Origin of the sequence: Bacillus sp. FSL E2-0195, from assembly GCF_038003645.1 — a bacterium.
Lineage (GTDB): Bacteria > Bacillota > Bacilli > Bacillales > Bacillaceae_G > Bacillus_A > Bacillus_A mycoides.
Genome location: NZ_JBBOPN010000001.1, coordinates 1,891,386 through 1,908,407, shown reverse-complemented (window position 1 = coordinate 1,908,407; position 17,022 = coordinate 1,891,386). Strand labels below are relative to the sequence as shown.

Sequence of the window (17,022 nt, the reverse complement as noted above, 5' to 3'; positions counted from 1 at the left end):
CCATTCCCTATCCTCTATTTTTACAATTCGTTTTTGATAAACACCTTGTAAAGTTTAAACAAATATTCTCCCTTTGTCTATATATATGAATAATATTATTATAAAATTTACAAATACAAAAAACCAAAGGAATAGTCCTTTGGTTTTTTACATTTTTTTATGTTGTTTAGAAATCTTCTTCCACTTATCACGCTCAGCTCTTGCGAGAATAGCATCTTGTTTTCTCATAACATATGCCAATTCTCTTTGCAGCTTTTTATAGCTTAGTAAGCGCTCTACGGGTATAGTTCCGTTATCTATAGCATTTCGCACTGCACATCCTGGTTCACCTTCATGTTTACAATCTCGAAAGCGGCAAGTATTTGCAAGATCTTCAATATCGGAAAATGTAGTTTGAATTGCCGTGCTTCCTTCCCAAAGCTGAAGTTCCCTCATACCAGGCGTATCAATTACTAAACCGCCACTCGGTAATTGGAACAATTCACGGTGAGTTGTCGTATGCCTTCCTTTACTATCTTCTTCACGTATATCTCCGGTTTTTGCTACATCTGTTCCTATTAATGCATTTAATAAAGTAGATTTCCCTGCACCTGAAGATCCAACTAAAGCAATTGTTTTTCCTGGTGAAACAAATTGTTGCAATAATTCTATTCCGACGTACACTAAGCTATCAACAACAAATATAGGAACACCGATTGCTACCGCTTCAGTTTCTGCAATTTTCTGTTCCACATCTTCACATAAACTACTCTTCGTTAAAACAATAACAGGCATTGCACCGCTCTCATAAGCCACCAGCAAATAACGTTCCATCCTTCTTACGTTGAAATCATGGTTAAGTGCATTCACTAAAAATAGATAATCTACATTTGTTGCGATAATTTGTTCTTCAGTTCTGTTACCAGCTTCTTGTCTTGAAAAAGAACTTCTTCTCGGAAAAATACGGTGAATAATTGCCTTTTTCTCATTTTCTATTTTCTTTATATATACCCAATCCCCAACTGCCGGGTAATCTCCCTTCGTTAACGCTTCATGACGAAACTTCCCAGACAGTTCCGCTACATATTCACCATCATTACAAATAATCCGATATATATGCTTATGCTCAAGTAAAATACGCCCTACTTCATAGTTCTCTACAGCTTGTTCTTCAAAAAAAGAATCCCATCCGAAAGATTCTAAAATATTTTGATCCAAATTGATATCCTCCCTAGTTTGAACTTAGTGGAAGGATTGTGCGCTCACTTATAGAGTATCGCCCTTTCCGTCCACCTTTGTATTTGGTTTATTATTCATATAAGCTAATTTCGCCATAATACATCACCCCGTTCTAATTTTAATTACTCTCATTATATGGAATATCCCATTAAAAAGCTACCTTATTTAACGTAATTTTCAAATAACTTATTTTTTAGCATTTTAATTTGTCCGCGATGACTAATTTCATCTTCTAGCACATGAAACCAAAGGTAGTGCTGATTATACGCTACGCCATTAGGCCACTTTCTTTCTGACATTAGCCATTCGTCATCCTGTTCACTCAAACACTTTAGTGTTTCTTCTCTCACTTTTTGCAAAAGTTGTACATAATACGGTATGTCATAGCCACGAATAGATTTCCCTGCTTCCCCTAAATACAGTGCATCTTCCCATATTTCTAATTCTTCTTTTGTAAAGTCACGCTTTTGAAATGAAATAAGCTGATGTGCTTTTTCAATAGCTGCTATATGCTTTAGTAACGCTCCGATGGAATTCCCTCCACTCGGCATAATTAAATCTAATTGCTCAACTGATAGCTCGTTTATTTCCTGTAATGTTACAGCATGCTTACTAATTCCCCTATATTTTTTGTATAACCATCTACACTTCTTATTCGATAATCTATATTCATATCACGCACCCCTTTCTACATTCATATTAAGGAATAACCGCTTCATATAATAGACTGAAATATATCAGATTTTTCTGTTATAATTAAATTGAATACGGAATAAACCTAAACAAACTTTCTCAATATACTTATATGAAATATTAAAAGGAATCAATATAAAATTATCGAATCTTATTCACTAAAAGGAGTGGATTCGATGGAAATGTATCAATGGCTAACCGCAGTTCTCGTTGGTGGCATTACTGGCTTCGTTTCCCATCTAATCAATAACCAAGGCAAGTTATTGCTTCCACGCCGTTTAAAAACTTTTTTTCATTTTGGATTTTTAACTGATATTTTTACAGGTAGCCTCGCCGCACTTCTTGGACTCGTTTTATTCGATGTCACCTTAATAAAAGAAATTATAAAAGTCTCCATTGTGACCGCTATTTCCGGTCAAACGTTTTTACTTCACCAAGCTCTTGGTGGTGAACAGGCTAAAAATACGCAAATTGGGAAAGCTGATGAGAAAATCCAAGAAATTGACAAACTATTACGACGTTAGTCTATACTTTCTCTAAAAATTATTGTTATAATAAAAAATAAATATTTTCTATTGCGTCGTTTGTCAGAAGAAAGGGTGTTTCGTATGACAAAAAAGAAAATAGAAGATTTCTTAACAAACACCGAAAAAGAGGAACTGCTAGAAAACTATAAATGTTTACGAGAAGCCCGCACAAAAAGCGAAGCTAACTATTTTGGTGAGGCAGTAGACCATCTATTAAATAAAGTAAAAAAACGAATTATTGAAGAAGCAGGAATACATGATGAAAATGCGGCAACAGTTCAATCTAAACGAAAAGCACTGTTTTAGCTAAAACAGTGCTTTTTATTACGGCATTTTTCACATTACTTTCACATCTATTTCACAAATATAAGTAGTCCTATATGTTAAACTAAGTATATCCTTTTCCAAGGAACTATATGCCGATATATAAATCCCTATCTCTTTAGGGATTTTTTGTTTTTTGGATTTCCCCGATTTATTTTTAAAGGCTTTATGATGCAATTCCTGTTTCACTATCTTCATTAAGCTTTTCACTTTTTCTAAACAAAAATAAAGCTCCTATATATAGTAACGCAGTAAAACTACCTACAAGTATAAAATTGTGAGATGCTGCAAATAACATTCCTGCTATTGCCGCTCCAATCATTTGGCCAATATACATAGAAGCATTAGCAAGAGCGGCTCCTGTTCCTCTTGCTATACTAGACATATTTTGTAAGCGCCCCATCATCAATACAAACAAAATTCCTGTCATAAAAAATAAAACAAAGAAAAATAACTCTACAAATATAATGTTCTTTAAATGAGGAAGTATGACATATTGCACTGCTGTAAATACAATTCCACCATAGAAAGAAAGGTTATAACCAATTTTATTTACGATTCTCGGCCCTAAAATGTTACCGGTTAAATTTCCTAATCCTAATACGAGCATAGCTGTACCTACTTCATGAACTTGTAAGCCAAATTGACTGGAAAGCCACACACCAAAGAATGAAAATGCTGCAAAATTACCAGTTTGAAAAACAAAATATGCAAAATAAGAAAGTGAAACCTTTGAATCTCTAAGTAATTGCTTATAGCGCTTTAATATATTTTTTTCATTTCCACCTATTTGAACTGGTTGTATTTCTGGTAATGTAACATACATAAGAACGACAAGTAGTGCTGATAATATACCAATGACGAAGAATGGTGTTGTATAATGTATCGTTGCTAAATATGCTCCAATTGGCAGTCCTAAAATTTGGGAGATTGATAACCCTGCTGTTGCAATTCCAATTGCTTTTACAATTTGCTTCTTCTCTATAAGGAGCGGAATAGATGCCCATACTTGTGGAGATACAAAAGCTGCACTTACACCTGCTAAAAATCTAAATGTTAGCATCCATAAAAAACTCGGTGCCATTCCACACAAAAATGTACTTAATGCAAAAAAACTCATTCCTAATACCATCACTTTTTTTCTGTTTAAGCCATCTGATATAGGACCAGCGATAAGCGCAAATCCAGCGTATCCTAAAGCATATGAACTCACCATCCATCCTGATAATTCAGTTGATACATGATACACCTGTTGTAATGTCGGCAAAAGTGGTGAAATTAAGAAAGTATCTGTACCAATCATAAACATTATCGTAAAGAATACAGCTAGCACTCTTTTCATTTAAACCTTCTCCTTTTATATAAAAAGAGGGCACTATCCCTCTTTTCAACTAATCTTCTAAAATAGATTCAATCTCTTTCATAACTTTTTCATTCAATGAAACATCCACTGCTCTTACACTTTCTCTTATTTGCTCCGCTCGTTTCCCACCAGGAATAACAGTATCAATTCCTTTTTTATTTAATAGCCACGCTAAAGCTAAATGTGATACTTCAAGATTCATTTCTTTAGCTAAATCTTTTAACATCTCAACTTTTTTAAAGTTATTTTTATATGTATTTTCTTCAAATAGATTTACACTTTGACGCCAATCGCCTTCGTTTAATTTAAAATCTTCTGTATATTTCCCGCCTAGTATCCCAAAAGCAAGAGGCCCGTACGGTATAAATGAAATACCTGATTCTATACAATATGGCAAAAGTTCTTCCCCAGCAGCACGATCCAACAGATTATACGGTGATTGTACAACATCTATATGTCCGTGCTGATTCGCTTCTTTTAATTGCTCTACATTTACGTTAGATATTCCAATTGAACGAATTTTCCCCTCTTCTTTTAGGCGAGTAAGTTCTTCAATTGAATCTATGTAACTTGTTTCAGGATTTGTAAAATGTAAATAATATAAATCAATATAATCAGTTTGTAATCTTCTTAAGCTATTTTCCACAGCATTTCTTAAATAGCTTGGTTCATTATTAATATGAACCTCTCCATTTAATAACGGCTGAATTCCACCTTTTGTAGCAAGTACAAACTCGTGGCGTTTTCCTTTTAATACTTCTCCTACCAATTCCTCTGATCTACCGAAACCGTATGAATCTGCTGTATCAAAAAATGTAATCCCTTGCTGAATTGCTTCTTCTATTAATCTTTTTCCTTCTTCCTCATTCACATCAGCATATAAATTATGTCCCCCAACAGCGTTTGTTCCTAACCCCAACTTCGAAATATTTAGTCCTGCCTTTTGCAATTTTGTATACTTCATTTTTTACCCCCCTATATTTCTATTGTTCGATTACATTCGAACAATAGAAATATACCACTTTATATGTTATAGTGCAAATATATTAACTTATACAAGCAGGTGAAAAAATGCGTACTCTCTATCATCCAAATCGAGAAGAAATTCAATTCTCTTCTGTCTTATATGCACTTAGCGATCAAATTCGTTTACAAATTGTAACTATGCTACTAGAGAAAAATGAACAATCTTGTGGTGCGTTAAACATTCCAATTGCGAAATCAACTTTATCTCATCATTTCAAAGTGTTACGTGAATCTGGTGTTATGTTTACACGACTTGAGGGAACGCAACGTTTCATTTCAATTCGTGAAGAAGATTTAAATACTAGATTCCCTGGTTTATTAGATGTTGTAATACATGCAACAGAACCATACTAAAAAACATCTCATATGAATATGAGATGTTTTTTAGTAATTACTATTCTTTTAATAAATCTATTAATCCATTCCCTTCAGATGTACGTTCATACCCTAAAGGTACAGTCCTTTTTATAAGTTGCGCATATATTTCCGGCTCTGATAATTTTCTACCATACTCTCTCTCACACTGCTTTATGAGAAGTGCTAGCGCCCCAGCGACATGCGGCGTCGCCATTGAAGTGCCACTTAATACCGCATATTTCCCCTCTTGATACGTAGACAGTATTTCATCACCCGGCGCTACTAAATCAATTTCTTGATTTGAATTACTAAAGCATGAAATTTTCCGCTCTAAATTAACAGCACCTACTTCAATTACTTCAGAATAAGCACCTGGAAAATCTAATTCTTCAGTATCATCGTTACAATCTCCATCATTTCCTGCAGCGCACACGACAAGTACGTCTTGTTTTACCGCATTTTGAATAGCTTCATGTAACTCTGGTACATCTTGCGGACCACCAAGTGACATTGAAATAATTCTCACTTTCTCTTTATTCGGTCCTCTCCAATTTACAGCATAATGAATGGCCTCAATAATTTGCTCATAACTTCCAGAACCATCTCCAGCTAATACTTTTAAAACTAACATTTTAGAAAGTGGTGCGACTCCTAGTACACCCACTCCATTTTCAGTCGCTGCAATTGTCCCCGCTACATGAGTACCATGCCCATTATTATCAAGATAAATATTGGGATTTCCTTCATAATCTTTTGTGAAATTTCTCCCACCAATAATACGATCTTTTAAATCAACATGATTTACATCACAACCTGTATCTAAAACAGCAACGACAATGTCTTTTCCTTTCGCGCTCTTTTCCCATACTTGCGGAGCATGAATCAATTGTACACCTGGTGGAATTTCATTTACTTGTTCAACCACTTTATTTACAGTAAACGGAATTAATTTAATGCCTTTTTGTTTATTCGCTGTACTACTATTCATCGTAATCCCTCCTGAAAATATATTATTTTCATTTCAGACCACTATTGAATGCGTTTAGATTTAACATTCGTTTTATTCGTTCCATTTCCCTTCCTCTCAAATGTTTCTCAATAAACAAAAGAAAAGGACCATTAATGGTCCTTTTCTTTTTCAGTTTTTCAATAGAATAATATAAAGTGAAACTATAATCAGTGGGTGGTGTTCATCCCCCACTGATTATTAGCCCTCACCAATCGGGCGTTTACGGGCAATTGATCTCCCACCTAACTTCTTTGCTTCAGCCGAGTTTTGAGGTGGGAGTTTTACTGCCCACAAATAGCGGGATAAATTAAGACTAAATCTTACTCTTGTTCAAAAACTGCTCAATTTCTTTTATTACATGTTTTGCGCCTTCTATACTAACAGTAATGTTTCCATTTGCTAATGAAATATTTTGATCTGAAACATCACCTGTTATTTGACAAGCATTGTATGGTTGATATTTTTGTAAAATGACTTTGTCTTCTTCTACAAAAATTTCAAGTGGTGATTTGATTTGTATTCCTAATACATCCCGTAATTCTTTAGGAATAACTATCCGTCCCAATTCATCTACTTTTCGAATAATTCCTGTTGCTTTCATGTTACTCCCCCCTTACTCTCTATTATTTTTTTCACCTCGCTATTTTTATTTTATCACTATATATTTGGTAATGCCTTACTCTTTTTAGAAAATATAGTACAAAAGTTAAAAAAACACATTTAACGAATATTCAATCTTTCTTTCAATTGTTTTAAATAACGCGATCGTATAATTAAGAAGTATACAACTTGAATACCTACGAAAATACTTAATACAATTGTATTTTCTTTAAACAGTGAGTACTCAAACATTTGTCCTAACGCAGTTAATGCTACTGCCCCGTGTAATGTTGCAACTCCAACTGGAACGAAGAATAAAAGCGCTAAGCGGATTGTGACTACTTTCGATAATTCCCCTCTCGTCAATCCAACTTTTCGAATCATTTCAAATAAACGAGTATCGTCCTCCAAATCTGAAAATAAACGGAAGTAAAGGAAGCTTCCTGCACAAACGAAAAATACAATACCAATAAAGAAACCTACAAATAAAATGGGTCCTGCGATTTGTAGACTTTGATTTTGATCGTACTCTTCTGCACTAAACGTTGAATGTTCTTGATAAGGCTTAATCTGATTCGTAAGCTCTTTACCAACCTCAATTTCATCTTTAGCGGATTGTGTTTTATACATATAATCTTTTTCTTCTTTAAATCCATCTTGTAATGAATCATATTGATTTTTAGAGATTACATACACATTACCTCTTAGTATTTTACTTAATGAAGAAGTATTAACTTTTTTCACATTTAAAGGTTCATTCATATTTGGTAAAGTAATTTCTTTTCTTTCTTTCATCGGTGGTCCGGGTATTTCGACTGACAAAAATAAAGCCTCTTTATTTGATACAGTATTAAATGGTTCTCCTGTTAACTTTGCATATTCTTTATAATCTGATTCTTTTATAAAAATGGCGCTTCTTAACGACTGCTCCTCCGTTTTCTTCGATGAAATATTTATTTTTGAAGCTGCTATATTATGTTTCTTTAATCCTTCGTCAATGATTTTCAGATGCTGTGGCTCATTGCTATTACCTTGCTTAGACTGATAGTGAAACGCAATTGGTCTGTCCATAATTTCTTTCGTCATCGAAGCAAACCCAACCAATGTACCTATTGCTGAAAATGCTACTGTTGAAATAATCGTTACAATAAAGAACATTCTTGCGTTATCTCTCATACGGTATGCTAAATCTGACAAAGTAATAATATTTGTCTGTGTCCAATAGAAACGTTTACTTTTTTTACATAGTCTAATAATAAAGACGCTCAACTGCTTGTACAGCAAATACGTACCAATAATGACTACCGTTGTAACAGGAATCATCATTATAAATACCATTGCACCATGTGACATAAGAGCTCCTGCATAACCAGCGCTAAGCAATACTACTGCTAATATAGAAGAAATTATAGATGCCTTCGGTTCTGGCTTCGCCTCTGCTGATCCTCTAAACAATTTCATAATTTTATTTTTACGAACCATTCCTGCACTAAACAATGAAATGATCATAAATAATACGAAAAACATAATACTCGTTACAACAATCGCTTTCATCGGTATGTAATAGGATAAAGAGATATCTAGTTTTAATATCATCGGAGCTACAAATATTAATATTCCTGAAAACAACATACCTGAAAGAATCCCAAAAATTATTGCCCCTATTCCAATCATTATATTTTCAAAGAAGATAAGACGCTTTAATTGATATTTCGTCATACCTAACATCATTAAAATTCCTAGTTCACGCTTTCTCGTTTTTAAAAACATTCCCATTGAATATAAAATAAAGAAGAATGTAAATAAGTAAATAATAGACTGCGCAAAAGACATACTTACGAATACGTACTGTCCTAATTCTCCAGCACTTAATGCCGGATGAAACGCAAAAAATGAATACACAAAAAAGGCCATAATTGCAAATGCACTACTCAAAAAATAAGCTGAGTATGTTCGTCTATTTCGCGTTACATTTCGAAATGCGAGTTCTCTAATGTTCATACTACTTCTCCGCCCTTCTACTAACTATACTTTTATATTAGTAAAGTTCGGAAATACCTTCCATCGATTCAAATGACAAAAACCTTACATTATTGAAAGGTTTTAAACAATTGCTTATATAAAACAGTTTCATTATAATGACTACATTCATACACGCATCCTATTGTATATTCGTTAGTTTTGCGAAATAATAAAGGATAGAAGTATGTACCAATATACATATAAACTTATTTACCGCTTTAATATGAATAGGAGGAAAACATAATGACATTACAAGAACAAATTATGAAATCATTACATGTTCAGCCTGTAATTGATCCGAAAGTAGAAATTCGTAAACGAATTGATTTCTTAAAAGATTATTTAAAAACTACAGGTGCAAAAGGATTTGTACTTGGAATTAGCGGCGGACAAGACTCTACACTAGCAGGACGTTTAGCACAGCTTGCAGTCGAAGAAGTTCGTAATGAAGGTGGTAACGCAACGTTTATCTCCGTACGTCTTCCATACAAAGTACAAAAAGATGAAGATGATGCACAATTAGCATTACAATTTATTCAAGCTGATCAGTCTGTTGCTTTTGATATCGCTTCAACAGTTGATGCCTTCTCAAATCAATACGAAAACTTATTAGGTGAATCATTAACAGATTTCAATAAAGGAAACGTAAAAGCACGCATTCGCATGGTTACACAATACGCAATCGGCGGACAACAAGGGCTACTCGTTATCGGAACTGATCATGCTGCTGAAGCTGTAACAGGTTTCTTCACAAAATTCGGAGATGGCGGTGCAGATTTATTACCATTAACGGGATTAACGAAACGCCAAGGACGTGATTTATTACAAGAATTAGGTGCAGACGAGCGACTTTACTTAAAAATGCCAACAGCTGATTTATTAGATGAAAAACCAGGTCAAGCTGATGAAACAGAGCTAGGCATTACTTACGATCAATTAGATGACTATTTAGAAGGTAAATCCGTTCCAGCTGACGTTGCTGAAAAGATCGAGAAGCGTTACAAAGTGAGTGAACATAAAAGACAAGTACCAGCGTCAATGTTTGATGATTGGTGGAAATAGAACATAAAAAAGAAGCTAATCTCATTTAGCTTCTTTTTTATACGTTAACGATATACCCCTACTCTTTTCTCTAATAAATCCTGCAAGCAATCTTCATGTTGTTTATTAAACAATGGCGGCATTTCGTCTAAAGGGAAAAACTGCAAATCTAACGTTTCATCACCGTCTATTTTTGTATTCCCTCCAACGATTGAAAACTTAAAGAATATTACAATTGCCTGTGCCTGATCTCCATTCGGATATGCTTGAAAATATTTCGTATACACACCAATGAGCTCATCAATTTCCACATCATATCCTGTTTCTTCTTTTATTTCTCGAATCGCAGTTTCTGCCGCAGATTCCCCGATCTCCATTGCACCGCCTGGAAATCCCCAAGCATTAAAGTCTCCTCTTTTTTGCAGAAGCACTTCACCAAATTCATTAAATACACAACCTCCTGCAAAATTCAAAATAACATAATCATGCCCTATTTTTTCACGTAATTCCTTTATATAATTCGCCATCTGCTTCTCCTTTTTATCCATCTTCCATTATTCTTTTTTATCTTTTTCAAGCAATTCAATAATCCGATCTAACTTCTGATTCATATTAATCACATGTTGTTTTTTCATAGTGTTTTTTTGCAATAATCTTTTAATGAACAGAGTAAATGATACAAAAAACAAAACGATAAGCCCGATTACTAGACAAAAATATATCAATGCAAATATATTATTTTCGAACAAATTCATTCAGCTATCACATCCTCTATTTCCAATTATTTTATCACGCAATTCTAAATAGTCAACGATATTATAAATCAAACACAAAAAGAGCACCTTTTAAAGATGCTCTTTTTCATTAATACGTAAATGTAATTGTCGCTAATGAATAACCTGCCATTGCACTATATGGCGCAACTTGATAAGATACACGCTTTGCACCTTTTGGCCAAGCTATTTCATCTAGTACTTTCTTTATATCTTGCATCGTTCCATCCATTGACTGCTTATATCGTACTTCTACTTTTTCTGGCTTGGAAGCAAATTGTTGCTGTAATTTTTTCTTAAACTCATTGTAATTTTCCGCTCCGTATTGTGCAGATAAATACTTTAAATTTGTTTCTTTTAACATTTGTTCATATACAGCAGTTTTTGAACTACCGGCTTTTATTTTGCTTGTTAATTCGTTGAAGTAGCTTGTAGTTGCCGCTGGATATTCACTACGATCCCATTCATGGTCTTTGCTTAATTGTTCATCAGACATATTAAAATATGAATATGTTACGCGCCCAGCTTTATCAGGAACTGGATCATCGAATGTAGTATCAAGGTGGTACCACTTGTTATCAATGTTCACTAAATTCCATGCGTGAGCTTGTCCATTCCCTGTACCTGTTACAATATGATTTTGAATACCTGCTTCTTTTAGTAATTGATATGTTAACAATGTATATCCTTGGCAAACGGCAGAACGATTCGCTAACGCTTCATACGCTGTATATGCTTGATAAGAAGTATCATATGATACTTCTTTCACAACATAATCATGAATAGCTTTCACTTTTTCATGTTCATCCATGCCTTGTTTAATGATAGAATTTACAATTGCTTTCGCCTGAGACTTTACATACTGTGTTTGCTCTTTTGATTCACGATACTTCACTTGTAATGTAAATGTATAATTCCCTGGCATCCCTTTTATAGAATATTTAGTAGACGCTACATTATATTTTACATACTCATCAGCATCTACAATTTTATTAAACTCGCCATACAATTGGTCCATAATATTTCTAGCATTTCTATCTTTTGTTTTATATGTGATTGTAATATTTTCTTCTCTATTATCAATCTGTTTTTTTAATTCTTTTCTGAAATCATTTAACAACTTTGCATCTGATTGTGTTGTCACTGTAGTCGGATTCGTAGCCGCATAAGATACAGCTGACGCCTGTAAGCCTCCCATTACTATAGTTGAACAAAGTGCGGCAGCTGTCACATACTTACTTGTCTTTCCCATCTTGTCACTCCTTACATTCTATAACTATACAAAAAAGTATCGTATAGTTTCAGAGTATACAATATTTTTTAAAATAGGTCATATGAGATTATGCATATTTAACATTTTTAAAAGGGTTGTTCTTTTAGAAAAAGAACAACCCTTTTTTTAGCAAGTTTGCAACACACAGCATGTATTTTCAAAATGGCGATTTTTCAAGTCTTCATTTCCAATACAGAAATAAAGCATCCCTAAATCTCCCCACATCATATTACAATTTTTAGTATCTGAATCAATTTGGAATAAGAGCGTCATATGCTGTGGATCTATCCCCATATATTGTCCAGTCTCGTACAATACCTCATCTTGTACAGAGAATGGTTCTCCAAACATTTGATGATTATCATAGTTGTCTGGGATTAGCTCTTCAAGTAATTGCAAGAAACGATCTGAATCCGCCTCATCTTCAATGAAAAGCTCCGGTAATTTATACGTCAGTTCAAAAGTAATTGCACACTGGTTATATTTCGCTTGTATTTCATCTGCTCTACGTAATTGCTCTACAGGGATATCATAATAAAGTACACGTCCAGCTTCGTTTGGATTTACATCTTCTTCAAAGTAATTTTCAATACTAAAGAAATATAACATCCCTGTCTTAGGAAGATTGTGATCCATACCAACGTTTTGTAAATCACTTAAATTAAATTGTGCGATAAAACATAACGGATTCTCTTTGTATGTTGGATATTCAAATGTATTTGGCAAATCAGGAACTCCGCCCATTTTCGAACTGCCTATCGCAATTATTTCCTGTTGTTTTGGCACAACTTTTACACAAGGAAATACAGTATTAATAAGTTCCTGTTTCAAATGTGTTAGTTCATATTTATCAATTAATATTTCAATTTTCTGTTCCATAAATTCTCCTTACATTTACATACTTATTTGTATCATAGCACAAAGATTATACTTCATTCATTGTAAATTCAACAAGCCCTCCAAAAAACGGGCTTATCCCTCGTACGCGAACAAGTTTAAAAAAGCATAGTATACATTGTTCCTACAAACACGATAGTTCTTTATTTCTTCCAGTATATTTTCCCCTCGTTCATTTTTATTTTTAATTTAAGGAGGAATTCCACATGGGTTACGGATATAGTTGCGGCGGTTACGGCGGTGGTTACGGTTACGGCGGTAGTTGTGGTGGCGGTTGTGGTTATGGAGGTTTCGCTTTATTAATCGTTTTATTTATCCTTCTAATCATCATCGGAGCTAGCTGTTGGGGCGGCTTTGTAGGCTGCTAGTAAACTTAAAAACTATTGTAAAAAAGCACGTACAATACGTGCTTTTTTCCATTTTCATTTTTTAGAAAGGAAGTATGTTCAATGAAAATTGATGGTGTTTTTGAAGGAGGCGGTGTACGCGGAATTGCGCATGTGGGGGCAATTTGCGCGTTAGCCGAAAAAGGATATGAATGGGAGCGCGTAGCTGGAACATCAGCTGGTTCAATTATCGCAGCGCTTTTAGCAGCTGGATATTCTTGTTCCGAATTAAAAACAATAATAACCGACATTGATTATAATAAATTTATGAAGAAAACTTTTCTTGATAGAATCCCGTTTATCGGTAAAGGAATAAGTGCATGGTCTACTCTAGGTATTTATTCCAATGTATTTATAGAAGAATGGCTTGAAGAATTACTGCGAAAAAAGGGCGTTCACTTATTTACAGATCTACCTGATTTAAACAAACTCAAAATTATAGCTTCTGATATAAGCAACGGTAAAATGGTTGTCTTCCCCGATGATTTACCGAACTATGGATTTTTAAATTATCGCTTCTCTATTGCTAAAGCTGTAAGAATGAGTAGTACAATCCCCTTCTTCTTTGAGCCAGTAAAATGGAGAACACCAAAATGGAAGCAGCCTTGTTATATGGTTGATGGCGGGATTTTAAGTAATTACCCAATTTGGATTTTTGATTCACCGACTTCTCCTCGCTGGCCTACCTTTGGATTTCATTTTATAAAAGATGAGATTCAAGCTGATCCCGCCCACTATGACGAACCTATTTCCATGTTCAAAGGACTATTTAAAACGATGATGCAAGCTCATGATTTACGTCATTTAGATAAAGAATCAAAGGCTAGAACTATTACAATTCCAACAGGAACCATTACCAGTACTAATTTTCAACTAACTAAAGAAGAGAAAGAATGGCTCTATAACTCTGGTTATAATGCAGCTAATAAGTTTTTACAATCCTGGAACTTCAGGCAATATGTTGATGAGTATAGAGACGGAAATCAGAATCGAAAAACAAATCGGTATTTCCGTCAACTTGACTCATAATTATATTATTTTCCCTGTCACACTTTAATAGTAAATAAGCCTAATAATATAGTACATTATTAGGCTTATTTACTTCTTATGTACTCTCCCATTATTTAAGGATAAGTTAACCCTTCTGCTTCTTCCGCGGTAATTACTATGTAACGGTTTCCGGTTCTTAATCCTAACAGTTCTGCTTTTTCAACTGCATCCTGTTTTGTCTCTGCATAAGCAGCTAAATATTTATCCCCATCGATAATTTGGCAAATCACATATTGTTTCATGTTTTTCTCCTTTTACCCTTTAATTAATTGCGCAATCTTTTTTATTCCAACTTCAATTTCTTCTACAGTTGCATAGGAATAAGAAAGACGTAAAAATTGGTTAGCACTTCTATCATACAAAGTGCCTGGGTTTAATAAAATCTTTTCTTGTAAAGCTTTGTCAAATAAACTACGATTCGAGATTGGTAGATTTATATGTAGCCAAATGTAAAAGCTTCCTACTGGCTCATGCCAAGTTGCAATGCCACTACAATACTTTTCTAACATACTTATCATAAAATCTCTACGTTTTTTCAATTCACTTCTTACAAACTGTAAATGTTCATCATACAATCCATTTTCGAACCACTCCGCTGCAATCTGCTGGGATATAGAACTTGAACCATAATCAGTTTGCATTTTTATATCTGCTAATCTTTGAATAACGGATTCTGATCCAACAACCCACCCAATTCTTAAACCAGGACTAATGACTTTGGACATACTTCCAATATGTAGCACGATCCCATTTTTATCATATGCCTTTAAAGGTTTTGAAACTGGTGCATCGAACCATAAATCTTGATATACCGCGTCCTCAATAATAGGTAATCCAATTTCATTACATATCTCCATCACTTCTTCCCTCTTCTTAGCGTTCATACTAAAATTGGTCGGATTTTGAAAAGATGGGATTGTATATAAAATAGATGCGTTAAATTGTTTCTTATATCTTGTAATGTATGAAGTATTTATACCATTCTCATTCATTGGTATTCCAATCAAGCGCATTCCTGCTGATTGAAATACATTAAGCGAATATAAATATGATGGTTTTTCTAATAAAATTGACGCTCCTTTCGGAAGAAGCCCCATAGAAATAAGCTGCAATGCTTGAATTGCCCCTGAAACAATTAAAATAGAGTCAGGAGATACATATACCCCATGCCCTTTTAAATATTCCGCAATTTTTTCTCTTAAATGGAGATTCCCTTTCGGTTCCTCATACCCAAGTGGAACATTTGATTGTAAAATTTTATTAATAATACCCTTCATCTTTTTCTCAGGCAAGAGACTCGGTGAAAGTTCACCTGTTCCTAATCGAATTACATTGGGAGTAAATTCAGCTTGATTAATCTCTTGTACAGCAGGAAGATTCGGATAATGAAGTCCTGTTTCTACGTAAGACTGCCAGTTTGGAGGCGGGGCATATGTTGAAGTATTCTCACTATTTTTTATAACAATTGTTCCCTTCCGTCCATTCCCCTCAATATACCCTTTTGCTATTAACTCATCGAAAGCCATTACAATTGTACTTCGGTTCACTTCAAACGCATGCGCCAAAGCTCTTTGTGAAGGTAATTTAGTTCCAATTGTCCATTCCCCATTAACAATTCTCTCTTTTATATAAGATTCTATTTGTTTATACAACGGAATAGATGAAGACATATTAGGTTTCCAAACGAGCCTTTCCATTATATCACCTCACATATTTTATGGTTGGTAACCTATCCAACCATATGGATGGATACAAATTTTCATTTCTTCTATACAATATAGACTATCATAATTAATCAAATTAAGTAGGAGGTAATCTGATGAGTGAAGCAATTATTCACGGTATCATCCTTGCATTTGGTCTTATCATTCCATTAGGTGTCCAAAATGTTTTCGTCTTTAACCAAGGCGCTAGTCAACCAAATATTTGGCGAGCTGCTCCTGTAGTCTTGACTGCATCTATATGTGATACATTATTAATATTAATTGCTGTACAAGGTGTCTCCCTTGTCCTCTTAACTTTCTCTTGGTTAACAACCACCTTGTATATGATTGGATTTTTCTTTCTTATGTATATGGGCTGGGTTATTTGGAGAAGCGATTCTTCAAATGATGTAAAACAAGAAAAAAGCATGCCTTTAAAAAATCAAATTATTTTCGCCGCATCAGTTTCATTACTAAATCCACACGCAATTTTAGACACAATTGGTGTAATCGGAACAAACTCTATACAGTACATAGGAAGTGAGAAATGGGCTTTCACTTTTGCAACAATTATAGTTTCTTGGATTTGGTTTATTAGCTTAGCTTTTGCCGGGAAATTTCTAAAAGGATTAGACTCAACAGGGAAAACGATCACAATATTAAATAAATTTTCAGGGCTAATCATATGGGGAGTCGCACTTTATATGTTAAAACAAGTTATTTTCCCTAACTAAATTAAGAAGATTGCATGCTAATTACA

Annotated in this window: 19 protein-coding genes and 1 pseudogene; 7 read left to right on the top strand and 13 right to left on the bottom strand. The window is 34.2% G+C overall.

Features of this window, described 5'->3' with window-relative positions; all coding sequences use genetic code 11:
• Nucleotides 1-147 precede the first annotated feature (147 nt).
• Together rsgA and MHH59_RS09840 are read right to left on the bottom strand one after the other, a co-directional pair.
• On the bottom strand, nucleotides 148-1,197 hold the full coding sequence (gene rsgA / locus MHH59_RS09845) for a ribosome small subunit-dependent GTPase A (RefSeq protein WP_002165939.1): 1,050 nt from the start codon (nucleotides 1,195-1,197) through the stop codon (nucleotides 148-150).
• 182 nt (nucleotides 1,198-1,379) lie between these two features.
• A pseudogene (locus MHH59_RS09840) lies at nucleotides 1,380-1,891 on the bottom strand (DinB family protein).
• Between the two features lie 196 nt (nucleotides 1,892-2,087).
• On the opposite strand from MHH59_RS09840, the gene MHH59_RS09835 reads away from it, so the two are divergent.
• Nucleotides 2,088-2,435, top strand: coding sequence for a DUF4257 domain-containing protein (locus MHH59_RS09835; protein ID WP_000426320.1), 348 nt, complete (start codon nucleotides 2,088-2,090; stop codon nucleotides 2,433-2,435).
• 84 nt (nucleotides 2,436-2,519) lie between these two features.
• On the top strand, nucleotides 2,520-2,744 hold the full coding sequence (locus MHH59_RS09830; RefSeq protein WP_002012407.1) for a hypothetical protein: 225 nt from the start codon (nucleotides 2,520-2,522) through the stop codon (nucleotides 2,742-2,744).
• Nucleotides 2,745-2,928: 184 nt separating this feature from the next.
• Here the strand turns inward: MHH59_RS09830 and MHH59_RS09825 are convergent, their stop codons facing one another.
• Together MHH59_RS09825 and MHH59_RS09820 are read right to left on the bottom strand one after the other, a co-directional pair.
• Complete coding sequence (locus tag MHH59_RS09825) at nucleotides 2,929-4,104, bottom strand: MFS transporter (RefSeq protein WP_002186090.1); 1,176 nt, start codon at nucleotides 4,102-4,104, stop codon at nucleotides 2,929-2,931.
• A 49-nt stretch (nucleotides 4,105-4,153) separates the two neighbouring features.
• Nucleotides 4,154-5,089 carry an aldo/keto reductase gene (locus MHH59_RS09820; protein WP_088005272.1) on the bottom strand — a complete coding sequence of 312 codons (936 nt, stop codon included), beginning with the start codon at nucleotides 5,087-5,089 and terminating at the stop codon, nucleotides 4,154-4,156.
• Between the two features lie 107 nt (nucleotides 5,090-5,196).
• Between MHH59_RS09820 and MHH59_RS09815 the strand changes: the two genes are divergently transcribed.
• On the top strand, nucleotides 5,197-5,505 hold the full coding sequence (locus MHH59_RS09815; protein ID WP_340813822.1) for an ArsR/SmtB family transcription factor: 309 nt from the start codon (nucleotides 5,197-5,199) through the stop codon (nucleotides 5,503-5,505).
• A 40-nt stretch (nucleotides 5,506-5,545) separates the two neighbouring features.
• Here the strand turns inward: MHH59_RS09815 and MHH59_RS09810 are convergent, their stop codons facing one another.
• The 3 genes from MHH59_RS09810 to MHH59_RS09800 form a co-directional block, all read right to left on the bottom strand.
• Nucleotides 5,546-6,496 (bottom strand): serine protease, encoded by a 951-nt coding sequence (locus tag MHH59_RS09810; RefSeq protein ID WP_340851162.1) that lies wholly within the window; start codon nucleotides 6,494-6,496, stop codon nucleotides 5,546-5,548.
• A 334-nt stretch (nucleotides 6,497-6,830) separates the two neighbouring features.
• Complete coding sequence (locus tag MHH59_RS09805; RefSeq protein WP_002012401.1) at nucleotides 6,831-7,118, bottom strand: AbrB/MazE/SpoVT family DNA-binding domain-containing protein; 288 nt, start codon at nucleotides 7,116-7,118, stop codon at nucleotides 6,831-6,833.
• A gap of 119 nt (nucleotides 7,119-7,237) precedes the next feature.
• Entirely contained in the window at nucleotides 7,238-9,118 is a 1,881-nt protein-coding gene (locus MHH59_RS09800; RefSeq protein WP_002012400.1) for an FtsX-like permease family protein, read from the bottom strand.
• A gap of 264 nt (nucleotides 9,119-9,382) precedes the next feature.
• On the opposite strand from MHH59_RS09800, the gene nadE reads away from it, so the two are divergent.
• Nucleotides 9,383-10,201, top strand: a complete 819-nt coding sequence (gene nadE / locus MHH59_RS09795) for an ammonia-dependent NAD(+) synthetase (protein ID WP_215556074.1) — start codon at nucleotides 9,383-9,385, stop codon at nucleotides 10,199-10,201.
• Between the two features lie 44 nt (nucleotides 10,202-10,245).
• Here nadE and MHH59_RS09790 read toward each other — a convergent pair whose 3' ends face one another.
• The 4 genes from MHH59_RS09790 to MHH59_RS09775 form a co-directional block, all read right to left on the bottom strand.
• Entirely contained in the window at nucleotides 10,246-10,707 is a 462-nt protein-coding gene (locus MHH59_RS09790; RefSeq protein WP_078178508.1) for an NUDIX hydrolase, read from the bottom strand.
• A 27-nt stretch (nucleotides 10,708-10,734) separates the two neighbouring features.
• A complete protein-coding gene (locus MHH59_RS09785) occupies nucleotides 10,735-10,935 on the bottom strand; it encodes a DUF4083 domain-containing protein (protein WP_002064945.1) in 201 nt (66 codons plus the stop codon).
• A gap of 109 nt (nucleotides 10,936-11,044) precedes the next feature.
• On the bottom strand, nucleotides 11,045-12,205 hold the full coding sequence (locus MHH59_RS09780; protein ID WP_002064944.1) for a transglutaminase domain-containing protein: 1,161 nt from the start codon (nucleotides 12,203-12,205) through the stop codon (nucleotides 11,045-11,047).
• A 147-nt stretch (nucleotides 12,206-12,352) separates the two neighbouring features.
• Entirely contained in the window at nucleotides 12,353-13,105 is a 753-nt protein-coding gene (locus MHH59_RS09775) for a YwqG family protein (RefSeq protein WP_078178507.1), read from the bottom strand.
• A gap of 224 nt (nucleotides 13,106-13,329) precedes the next feature.
• Between MHH59_RS09775 and MHH59_RS09770 the strand changes: the two genes are divergently transcribed.
• Both MHH59_RS09770 and MHH59_RS09765 read left to right on the top strand, forming a co-directional pair.
• On the top strand, nucleotides 13,330-13,491 hold the full coding sequence (locus MHH59_RS09770; protein ID WP_002012392.1) for a YjcZ family sporulation protein: 162 nt from the start codon (nucleotides 13,330-13,332) through the stop codon (nucleotides 13,489-13,491).
• 81 nt (nucleotides 13,492-13,572) lie between these two features.
• Entirely contained in the window at nucleotides 13,573-14,538 is a 966-nt protein-coding gene (locus MHH59_RS09765) for a patatin-like phospholipase family protein (protein WP_002012390.1), read from the top strand.
• Nucleotides 14,539-14,633: 95 nt separating this feature from the next.
• On the opposite strand, the gene MHH59_RS09760 is transcribed toward MHH59_RS09765, so the two are convergent.
• Together MHH59_RS09760 and MHH59_RS09755 are read right to left on the bottom strand one after the other, a co-directional pair.
• A complete protein-coding gene (locus MHH59_RS09760; RefSeq protein WP_002012388.1) occupies nucleotides 14,634-14,801 on the bottom strand; it encodes a DUF3933 family protein in 168 nt (55 codons plus the stop codon).
• Between the two features lie 12 nt (nucleotides 14,802-14,813).
• Nucleotides 14,814-16,256 carry an aminotransferase-like domain-containing protein gene (locus tag MHH59_RS09755; protein WP_340851157.1) on the bottom strand — a complete coding sequence of 481 codons (1,443 nt, stop codon included), beginning with the start codon at nucleotides 16,254-16,256 and terminating at the stop codon, nucleotides 14,814-14,816.
• Between the two features lie 122 nt (nucleotides 16,257-16,378).
• Between MHH59_RS09755 and MHH59_RS09750 the strand changes: the two genes are divergently transcribed.
• The gene (locus MHH59_RS09750; protein WP_078178504.1) at nucleotides 16,379-16,996 is read left to right on the top strand and encodes a LysE/ArgO family amino acid transporter; all 618 of its coding nucleotides are present in this window, start codon (nucleotides 16,379-16,381) and stop codon (nucleotides 16,994-16,996) included.
• Nucleotides 16,997-17,022 lie beyond the last annotated feature (26 nt).